At 28.2% G+C, this 10243-nt stretch carries 12 protein-coding genes and 2 tRNA genes; 2 read left to right on the forward strand and 12 right to left on the reverse strand.

The window, feature by feature from the left end; translation table 11 throughout:
* The coding region (locus WC356_06430) for a tetratricopeptide repeat protein (GenBank protein ID MFA5382779.1) at nucleotides 1–292 on the forward strand (292 nt) is incomplete at its 5' end.
* 91 nt (nucleotides 293–383) lie between these two features.
* Here the strand turns inward: WC356_06430 and rpsB are convergent.
* The 12 genes from rpsB to WC356_06490 form a co-directional block, all read right to left on the reverse strand.
* Nucleotides 384–1349, reverse strand: coding sequence for a 30S ribosomal protein S2 (gene rpsB, locus WC356_06435; GenBank protein MFA5382780.1), 966 nt, complete (start codon nucleotides 1347–1349; stop codon nucleotides 384–386).
* 47 nt (nucleotides 1350–1396) lie between these two features.
* Nucleotides 1397–1576, reverse strand: a complete 180-nt coding sequence (locus tag WC356_06440; GenBank protein MFA5382781.1) for a hypothetical protein — start codon at nucleotides 1574–1576, stop codon at nucleotides 1397–1399.
* 236 nt (nucleotides 1577–1812) lie between these two features.
* Nucleotides 1813–2007, reverse strand: coding sequence for a DNA-directed RNA polymerase subunit N (locus tag WC356_06445; protein MFA5382782.1), 195 nt, complete (start codon nucleotides 2005–2007; stop codon nucleotides 1813–1815).
* A 14-nt stretch (nucleotides 2008–2021) separates the two neighbouring features.
* The gene (locus tag WC356_06450; GenBank protein ID MFA5382783.1) at nucleotides 2022–2462 is read right to left on the reverse strand and encodes a 30S ribosomal protein S9; all 441 of its coding nucleotides are present in this window, start codon (nucleotides 2460–2462) and stop codon (nucleotides 2022–2024) included.
* 5 nt (nucleotides 2463–2467) lie between these two features.
* Nucleotides 2468–2893: a 50S ribosomal protein L13 gene (rplM, locus tag WC356_06455; GenBank protein MFA5382784.1), complete on the reverse strand. Its 426-nt coding sequence runs from the start codon at nucleotides 2891–2893 to the stop codon at nucleotides 2468–2470.
* 4 nt (nucleotides 2894–2897) lie between these two features.
* Nucleotides 2898–3248 (reverse strand): 50S ribosomal protein L18e, encoded by a 351-nt coding sequence (locus tag WC356_06460; GenBank protein ID MFA5382785.1) that lies wholly within the window; start codon nucleotides 3246–3248, stop codon nucleotides 2898–2900.
* A gap of 25 nt (nucleotides 3249–3273) precedes the next feature.
* Nucleotides 3274–3418 (reverse strand) — tRNA-Leu (locus tag WC356_06465).
* Between the two features lie 25 nt (nucleotides 3419–3443).
* Complete coding sequence (locus WC356_06470) at nucleotides 3444–4016, reverse strand: DNA-directed RNA polymerase subunit D (protein MFA5382786.1); 573 nt, start codon at nucleotides 4014–4016, stop codon at nucleotides 3444–3446.
* A 2-nt stretch (nucleotides 4017–4018) separates the two neighbouring features.
* On the reverse strand, nucleotides 4019–4522 hold the full coding sequence (locus tag WC356_06475) for a 30S ribosomal protein S11 (GenBank protein ID MFA5382787.1): 504 nt from the start codon (nucleotides 4520–4522) through the stop codon (nucleotides 4019–4021).
* Between the two features lie 9 nt (nucleotides 4523–4531).
* Nucleotides 4532–5119 (reverse strand): 30S ribosomal protein S4, encoded by a 588-nt coding sequence (locus tag WC356_06480; GenBank protein MFA5382788.1) that lies wholly within the window; start codon nucleotides 5117–5119, stop codon nucleotides 4532–4534.
* 10 nt (nucleotides 5120–5129) lie between these two features.
* Nucleotides 5130–5765, reverse strand: coding sequence for a 30S ribosomal protein S13 (gene rpsM, locus WC356_06485; protein MFA5382789.1), 636 nt, complete (start codon nucleotides 5763–5765; stop codon nucleotides 5130–5132).
* 22 nt (nucleotides 5766–5787) lie between these two features.
* Nucleotides 5788–5999, reverse strand: a tRNA-Ser gene (locus WC356_06490).
* A 295-nt stretch (nucleotides 6000–6294) separates the two neighbouring features.
* Here WC356_06490 and WC356_06495 point away from each other — a divergent pair.
* Nucleotides 6295–10243: right-handed parallel beta-helix repeat-containing protein (locus WC356_06495; protein ID MFA5382790.1), on the forward strand; the 3949-nt coding region annotated here is incomplete at its 3' end.

Genomic DNA, 10243 nt, shown 5'->3' on the forward strand with positions numbered 1-10243 from the left:
TTGGTATTATGAAAGAAGTTATATCTATTTAAAATTAAAAGAAAATAAAAAAGCAATGGAAGATATAGATAAAATACTTAAAGAAGATCCTAATAATTCTATGTTTTTAACAAGAAAAGGAGATACTTATGCATATTTAGGAGAACTTGATAATGCACTTAAATACTATGACAAAGCACTTGAAGTTGATCCATTAAACAAAGAACTTTATGAAAAAAAGGAAAATATTTTTTTAGCTAAAGAGAAAAAAATTGATTTAAAAGATACAAAAGGAAGAACAATGTATGGTTAAAAAAATAAATAAAAAACAAAAATAAATAAAAAAAACAATTTATTAAAAATAAAAAAATATATTTTAAAATTAAAAAAATAAAAAAAAAGAATTATTCTTTTTCTTCTGTTTTATTTTCTTCTGGTTCTTTTTGTGTTTCTGATTTTTTGTTTTCTTTAGGTTTTTCTAATTTAAATGTTTTAGGTTTTGATTCTTCTTGTTCTTCTTTAGTTTTTTCCCTAATCTTTTTGGGCGCTTTTTGTTGTTTAATAAATTTAGGTCTATCTATTTTAATCTCTTCTTTTGGTTTTTCTTCTTTTGGTTTTACTGCTTTTTCTATTTTTTTAAGTGGTGCTTCATCAATTTGTTTTGCTGTTTTTATAATTTCTTCTTCTTTAGCTTTTTCTTCTTCCTCTTTTTGCTCATCTAAATTTCCTATTTCTTTAAATGAAGAATCATTTGAAAAATCTTTTATTGAATATTTAAATTCATCATAAGATTTTATCATTCCTTTTGAAACTAAAAATTCTCTTGCTAATAAATAGAATATCAATGCTAATGACCTTCTTCCTTTATTATTACATGGGACTACCCAATCAATAAATTTTATACTATTATCAACATCTGATAATCCTATTACAGGTATTCCTGCATTTCCTGCTTCTCTTAAAGCTTCTTTTTCTCCTCTTGGATCACATACTAATAATATTTCAGGTTCAAAAAATCCATTTTTTCTTGGGTTAGTTAATGTGCCAGGTATAAATCTTCCTGCAACTAATTTTGTTCCTGTGATTTTACAAAAATTGGCTGCTGCAATTCCAGAATAAGTTCTTGAAGCAACAACTAAAATATCTTCTGCTTCAAATCTACCAAGTTGTTTTGCAGCTAATCTAATTCTTTCATCTATTTTTTTTAAATCTAAAACATATAATCCGTCTTTTCTTTTTCTATATATATATTTATTCATCCCGCCTGATTTAATTTTAGTTCCGATATGCACACCGGCTTCTAAATATTTATCTTGTTTTACAAGTAAACCAGACTCATTTTTTTGGTCATCAAAATCTTTTTCTTCCATTTGTATTACCTCTTCAGTTAGTTTTCATTACGAAAACCCCGTAAATATTATAATGGGGGAGCCGAGATTTGAACTCGGATCACCAGCATTTCAGAACTATAAACTACTAAAAAAATATTAAATCCTTTATATGCTTTTCTTGTTGTTTTTCTTTTTTTTATTTTTTCTTGTTGTTTTTCTTTTCTTTTTTTTCTTGTTTTTTTATTTTTCTTTTTTGTTTTTTTCAATTTTTTCTTGTTTCTTTTTCTTTCTTGTTTTTTTTCTTTTTTTTCTTTCTTTTAGTTAAGCTTTTCTTTCTTTTTCTTTTTAGTTAAGTTTTTTCTTTTTCTTTCTTTTAGTTAAGCTTTTCTTTCTTTTTCTTTTTAGTTAAGTTTTTTCTTTTTCTTTTTTAAAGAAAAAGAAAAAAGTTACCCCAAGCTGGCAGCATACCAGGTTAACCTACTCCCCCAAATTATAAACGCATTTATAATTTTTTATATTTCTTTGCTGTTTCTAAATCAACATGACTTATAAACATTCTTCTACAGCAGTATCTTTTAATACCTAATTCATCAAGCGCTTCTTTGGGAGTTTTTTTCTCTTTTAATTTTTCAATATATTTTAAATACGAATCTCCAATCGGAGCACCGCATGTAAAACATCTTACAGGAAATTCCATATAATATTACACCTCTATCTATATGATTTTTGTTTTCTTGCTCTTGCACTTCTACCACCAAATTTCTTTGGTTCTCTTCTTCTTGCATCTTCAACTACCATAAATCTGTCTCTAGTCATTAATTTATTTTTTAAATCTTCATCATCAGAATATTCAATTAAACCAATTGCAATAGCATTTCTTATTGCTTGTGCTTGACCTATTGAACCTCCTCCATTGACTAAAACTTTTATATCAACTTCAGAACTAACTTTTGATGCAAGCATTAATGGCTCTTTAATAATTTGCCTCATTTGTAATGAACCATAAACATCTAGATTTGTATTATTAACTCTTACAATTCCTTTTCCTTTTCTAATTGAAACTCTTGCAATACTTTCTTTTCTTTTTCCTCTTGCTACTGAAACCTTTGATTTTATTTTTTTACTTTTTACTTTTGTCTTTTTCTCTACCATAAAAATCACCTATTATATCCAAGAGATTCACATAACTTTTTTATAGTTATGAATTTCCTTAATTCATTAGATTTTAATTTATCATAATTTTTATCTGAAATTTTATCTTTATATTTTTCTGGTATTCCAGATACTACTTTTAATCTTTTATATGCTTCTCTTCCTCTTGAAGAAGAATATGGAAGCATCCCTCTAACTACTCTTCTCACTAATAAATGAGATACTCTAGGCCATTGTGGTCTATGATCTGGATTTTGTTTTGGTTTTACGCTCCTTCTTTTGTGATATTTATCTACTGTGTTTTTACTATTTCCACTTATTACAATTTTTTCAGCATTAAGAATTATTACTTCTTCTTTCATTAATAATTGTTTTGCAGTATGAGAAGCAATTTTTCCTAAAATCATATTTTCTGCGTCAATAACTATCATATAATCACCTTAATAATATTAATTCAGTTTTTAATCCTTCTGGGGGAATTTCTGAAATTAAAATTGTTTTTCCTCCTGCTTTTTCTATTTTTTGTTTTGCACTATCTGAAAAACTCAATGCAACAACATTAACTTTATGATTAATTTCTCCACTTCCCAAAACTTTTGCAGGAATAACTGCGGTTTTTCCCTGATCAACATATTTTGAAATTTTCGAGACATTAACACCTTTTCTATTTCTTCTTGAATTTAAAAGTTTATCTTTAACTTCTTTCCATATTTTTTTATTTTTACTAGCTTTATTAGCTGCAGAAATTGCATCTAGTATTTCTTTACTTTCAGGTCCTTTTTTCATTATTAATCACCTTTTTTAATATAAATGCGGGAGACGCGATTTATTCAATTTTCTCTTTTTGGTTGAGATTTTTCTCTTTTATAAAAGAGAAAAAGGTCATTGAACGCGCGCAGGTACTAAACCACACGGCCCTCAACCGTGCGCGATTGACCGGACTCCGCCACCCCCGCTTGAAACAGGTTTTGACGTACTCCCTTATTTTAATTGTTTTTCAAATTCCTTAGCATCTTCTCTAAGGAGTTCAACTGTTTTTAATAACATATCTTTTGGGGGTATTTGAGAAAATGATTCAATCATAAAATTGAAATTACCCTCCTTATCTTCTTCATATGCAGCAATTCCAGCTTGGAATTTTCCATGTTTTTTTCCTTTATCGATTACTGCTTTACCTTCTAATCTCAAATCTTGTCCTTCTCCCAAAGTAAATAAAAGAATATTTGGTTTTGAAGGTTTTATTGTTTTATCAGATGTTTTCAAATCTTCTGCTTTTACTAATTTTGGCCCTTTTTCATCTAAAGTAAAAATAACTTGTTCATCTCCTTTGTATTTTTTTGGAGTATGTAACGGTATTTGACCAATTCTATGTGCAATAAATTCATCAAACATATACGTTGAATTATCATAGATAGTTACTGAATCAATTGCAAATGTTGGAACTTGTCCTAAAATATATCTTCTTAGAACATTTGCAAATCCAATATATGCACCATTTAATGAAAAATTTAAGATTTTTTCATCTTCTTTTTCAATTTTTATTTTAATTACCATTTTTACACCCTCCTACCTCTTCTTCCGCCAGGTCTTTTGGTTGTATCTGTTGGTAATGGAGTAACATCTTCTATTTTTCCAACTTTTATCCCCATTCTTGCTACTGCTCTTACAATTGCCTGTGCTCCTGCACCTGGTGATTTTGCTCCATGTCCACCAGGAGCACGAATTCTTATATGTAATCCATTAATTCCTCTTGCTTTTATAGTATCAATAATTGAAGTAGCTGCCTGCATTGCAGCATATGGTTTTCCTTTATTTCTATCTTGTTTAATTACTACCCCACCAGAACTTTTTGCAATTGTTTCTGAACCTGTTAAATCTGTTACTGTGATTAAAGTATTATTTTTAGAAGAATATATATTTGCTACTGCCCATTTTATTTTTCCGAATTTTTTTACTTTTGTATCTTCTTGAATTGGTTCTTCAATTTTTTTTTCTTCTACAACTTTTTCTTGTTTTTTTTCTTCAACTTGTTTTTTTTCTTCAACTTCTTTTTTTACCATAAATATCACCTATTCTTCTAAATCTTCTTCTTGAGGTTCTTGAGATTTTATTTCTCTTTCATGTTCAATTACTGAATGTTTTTTAACTTCTTCTTTAACTTCTTTTTGAACTCCTGCATCTATATCTATTGTCTTTGAATAAGAAATTACTCCAGCTTCAAGGATAGATGTCATATAACTTGGTTTAGAAATTTTTCTACCATTCACAGATATAAATCCATGTGTTATTAATTGTCTCGCTTGATTTATTGTCCTTGCTAATCCTCTTTTGAATACTTGTGTTTGCAATCTTCTTTCTAAGAAATCTCTTGTTTTTAAATTTAATAAATCATCTATTGAAGCTTCTCCACCAATAATACCTACTCTTTTTAATTTACTAATTAAATCTTTTGATTCATCAATTCCTTCTTCACCTAATGATTGAAAACGTCGTGCTTCTTTTCTAACTTTTCTTAATTCTTCTCCTGCACGCCATAATTCTTTCATATTTTTTAAACCATATTCTCTAATCAATTGTTTTTCATCTTTTATTCTTGATTTATCCCAAAGGATTCTGGGAGAACTATATCTTTTCTTTAATCTTCTTGGGTCACCCATTTATATCACCTTATTTCTTCTTTCCTTTTCCTGCACCGCCACTATCTTTTTTTGGCTGTTCTTTGGATTGTTTAGCTCCTGCTGCTGGAGCCCCCATCTTAGCTCTTACTGCTCTTCTAATAACTCCGACTGCAATTCCTCCTCTTCCTGAACTTCTTGTACTTTGTCCTCTTACTTTTCCTTTTCTTGTTTGATGTCTTGCACCTTTCCAAGATCTTGAAGTTATCTCTTTTTGTACATCTTCTCTTAAACTTAAAACTAAATCATTACTTATTAAATGAACATGTTTTCCAGTAATTGGATCAGATTGTCTATTATACAAATAATGCGGTAAATTATATTTTTGGGGATTTCTAATAATTTGTTCAATTTGATCTAATTGTTGTTCTGTTAAATCACCAACTTGAGTATTCAAATCTACTTTTAATTCATTTGAAATTATCCCAGATAATACACTAGATAAATTCATTCCAACTCCTTGAACATACATTACTGCTTTTTCAAGTTCTAATGCACCATTAACATCTTTTCCACAAATACGAACAATTCCTTTTAGTTCCTTTCCAGAGCTTCCTGCAATATGTCTATGTTGTGGTTTTACTACTTTTTCAGCAGGTGCTTTTTTTGTTTCTGTTTTTTTAGCCATTTTATCACCATATTTTTTAAAACGCCGAAGGAGGGATTTATTCATTCCCCTTTCTTTTTAGGGTGAAGACCTTTTTCTTTTTTAAAGAAAAAGGGATTCAATTGAACCCCCAAGGTCAAAGACCACACGATTACTGTAATTCTGTTCTTTTCTTTGGTTAAGCTTTCTTTTCTTTTTCAAAAGAAAAGAAAGGTTACTCAAGTCGTGCGCGTTACCAGGTTCCGCCACCTCGGCATATTACATATTATTTTTATTTAATATTTTAAAGCAAGTATAAATTAGCATTTCCATTTGCTATGTTCACACATATGCGCAACCCAGGAAAATTGAGTTGCGCTCCGTATTTCAGGAGCTTTAGTATATTAAATTAATATTTTATTTATATAATTCTATTTATAAACGTTTGCTAAATTTTTGATTTAAAAAAAATCAAAAAAAATATTTGTAATTTTATATATTAAAACGAAACCTTTTTAAACACAAAGAATAATATATTTACACTATATTTATATGTGGGAGGTTGTGAAAAATGAATAAAGTATATACTATCTTATTATTAGTATGTTTAGTGACAGCAATAAATGCATTATGCATTGAAAATGATGGATTTATGAATATCTTTTATCAAGGTATTACACTCGGCCATTTAAATGGCGAATTAGGAATGCATACTGACTATTGCTCTGGAAATAACTTAAATGAGTATATTTGTTTTGGTTATAATGCAGAAGAAATTCAAATTGATTGTGAAAGACTTGGAATGTATTGTTCAGAAGGAAAATGTGTATTTGAAGAACCTCCCATTTATCAATGCACAGATTCTGATAATGGAATAGAACCTTTCACATATGGAACAGTATTGGCAATAAATAATGAATTCAAAGGAATGGCACAAGATTTTTGTGTTGATGATAAAATATTACATGAAACTTATTGCAATGGAATTTATAATACTGCAAAAGTAATTGATTGTTCTGATTATGATATGTCTTGTGTAGAAGGCATTTGTATTGAATTAGAAAATATAGAAGAAAATATTTGTACAGATTCAGATGAAGGAATGGATCCATTAAATTATGGGATTATGCAATTAAGCTGGGAAGAATACGATTTTCCAGATCATTGTATTAATGATAATACTTTATTAGAATATTATTGTTTAAATAATGAAGAAGGATCAACTGAAATAATTAATTGTAATGACTATGGAATGATTTGTGTAGATAATGAATGCAAAGAAGAAATTCATGAAGAAAATAATCCTCCTGAATTAATTTATACAGTTATTCAACCAATTCCACCAACACCTGAAGAAGAACCAAAAAATAATCTTGGTTGTTATGTTTTAGTAAATGATACAGATGATGAATTAATTACTGTTAATATTAAATGGTATAGAAATAATACTTACTTACCTGAATTTGATGAAACAAGAGAATGTTTAATTGGAGAAAACTGTCAAGACCATATTGGTGTTGAATTTCCTTCTGGAGAATGTGATAAATGGGAATGTGAAGCAGTTGCTTTTGATGGACAAGATTATTCTGAATTAATTAAATCAGATTTCTGGGGAAATTGGGATGAAACTTGTGAACAAATCCCACATGACTGTATTAGTGAATGTACTTCATTAGAGGAACCAGGATATTATGAATTATGTGAAAATATTGAAGTAGAAAATGTTGAAGAATTAATTAAAACAAGATGCATTAATATTAATGCAGATGACATTCATTTAAATTGCAAAGACTATTCAATTACAAAAATAGGAGAACAAGACTATCATGCAATTTATGCTTTTGATCAAAATAATATTACAATTGAAAATTGTAATTTAGAAAACTGGGAATACGGATTAATGGCATTCACAACAACTGATTCAAAATTCTTAAACAATGAAATTGAAGAAAATACATATGGACTAACCGTTTATGGATATTCTCAAAACAATTTATTTGATTCAAATAATATATTAAATAATAATTTTGGGTTAATGATTCATAAAAATACTTCATATAATAATTATACTAATAATATAATATGTAATAATGAAGAATATGATATTAACGTTGGTACTGAACTTGTTGAGGAGTTAGAAAATTATTTTGATGATAATACTTGTACTAATGTTAATACTTTCATGTATGGACAAGAATATTATTGTGATGACTATTGTGAAACAGGCAATGATGCACCAACAATAGAATTAGAAATTCCAGAAGAGAATGAATTATTTTGTATTAATGATTTATATGAAGAAGAAACAGCAAAAATAATTTTAGGAGTTGAAGATGCTTTCGCAATAGATAAATATTATTTAAGATTAGATGACGTTGGTGTTGGCGAAAGAAAAGATATCAGCCACCCAGCAATTTTATCTTTAGTAGATAAAGACACAGAAATGGTTGTAGAACAAACACAAATCTATCCTGAAAACTTCGGGTATTTAGGTCCAGACGATGAAATAAAAGTCTATGTATATCAAACAGCACCAGGAATTACTATCACTTCTAAATGGGCAGAATTATCTGTTTATCCAAAAAATATGATTTATTATGAATGGAATGGAAATGATATAGATGGAGATGAATTAGAATACACATTACACGTAAATAATATTAATGGAGAAAGAATAAGAGAAACAAATAACGAATTTTATAATTTAAATGTAGATGCATTTGGAAATTATGACTGGTGGGTAATCGCAAACGATGGAATTGATTCAACAGAATCAGAACATTGGAATTTTAAAGTCTCAAAAAATCCACAAGTAATTTCTGTTGACCCTATTAATAATTCAGAAATTAATATTGGAGATTTAATTCATTTTGAATTTGAAAATGTAAATGAATATCACTATGATTGGGAAGATTACGTAGGAGAAGGAGCAATAAAAGACGCTTGGATAAATGAAATCAATGTTAATGTTCCAGCATTATCTCCTGGTGAACATTGGTTAACAATAATATTAAGAAATCAAGACACATGTGAAAAAGTTTTAAGATATAAATATACTATTACAGGTTGTTTAACTGATGACGACTGTAATTCGTATGATGCAAATTATTGTTTAGAAGATTCAATAATGCATGATGAAGGTGTTTGTGTTGATTATGAATGCTCTACTGAAACAACTGAAACACAAAATTGTAATTTATTAGATGAAGATTTTTGTATGTTTGATAATATAGCACACAAAGATTATACTTGTGAATTTACTTCATTTACTGAATGTGTATTACAAGAAATAACAACTATTGAAAATTGTAATGATGGATTATATTGTAATGGACAAGAAACATGTTTAGATGCAGAATGTATTGCAGGTGAAACTGTTGATTGTACTGAAAATAATTTAGAATCAATTGAAACATGTTTAAATGATCCAGATAATGTAGATTATACATGGGATTATTTTGCAGGTTTTGTTTCTGAATGTAATGAAGATACAGATTCATGTACTATTGGTCATTTGGATTTAACACATGAATGTTCAGTTGATGACTGTTCAGCAGAATGTGATGCAGAACACAATTGTGATGATACAATTTGTACTGATTTAAGTGGTTGTGTAGGAAATGATTATTATGAATATTCAGATGTATCTAATACATGTAAAGATGATTGTACATGTACAGATAATGAATGTGGACATCCAGAAATATTTGAAAATGATGATAGATGTAATACTCCACCAACAGTTGAATTAATAAGTCCTGAAAATGAATTAGGAATTTGCGGAAACCCAATTGAATTTATATGGTTTGGAGAAGATAAAGAATCTACAGAATTAGAATATGAAATTCATATTGAAGGACCAAATAAAATAATACAAATAACTAACGAACAAACATTTACTGCAGAATTAGAACAAGGAATATATACTTGGTATGTGATTGTTAATGACGGAAGATTAGGATTTGAATCAGAACATTGGACTTTTGAAGTTTTTGATTCTCCTTATTTAGAATTAATTAGCCCACCAGAATATTCCTTAGTTAATTATGGAGATTTAATTTTCTTTAATGTAGATAATTATGACTATAATGATTTTGCTTGGGATAATCCAGATTTAACAAGAGAGGATTCAAGAATAAATAGAAGAGACTTTGATATAATGGTTCCAGATTATTTAAGCCCAGGTGAACATAATTTAACAATAAGATTAGATAATGGGATTTGTGTAGTAAAAGAAACTTATGTATTTATCATAGGAGATTGTTTAACAAATGAAGACTGTACTTCTTATGATGCAAATTATTGTTTAGAAGATTCAATAATGCATGATGAAGGTGTTTGTGTTGATTATGAATGTTCTATTGAAACAACTGAAACACAAAATTGTAATTTGTTAGATGAAGATTTCTGTATGTTTGATAATATAATGCATAAAGATTATACTTGTGAATTTACTTCATTTACTGAATGTATATTACAAGAAATAACAACTATTGAAAATTGTAATGATGGATTATATT

Source organism: Candidatus Micrarchaeia archaeon (genome assembly GCA_041653315.1).
GTDB lineage: Archaea > Micrarchaeota > Micrarchaeia > Anstonellales > JAHKLY01 > JAHKLY01.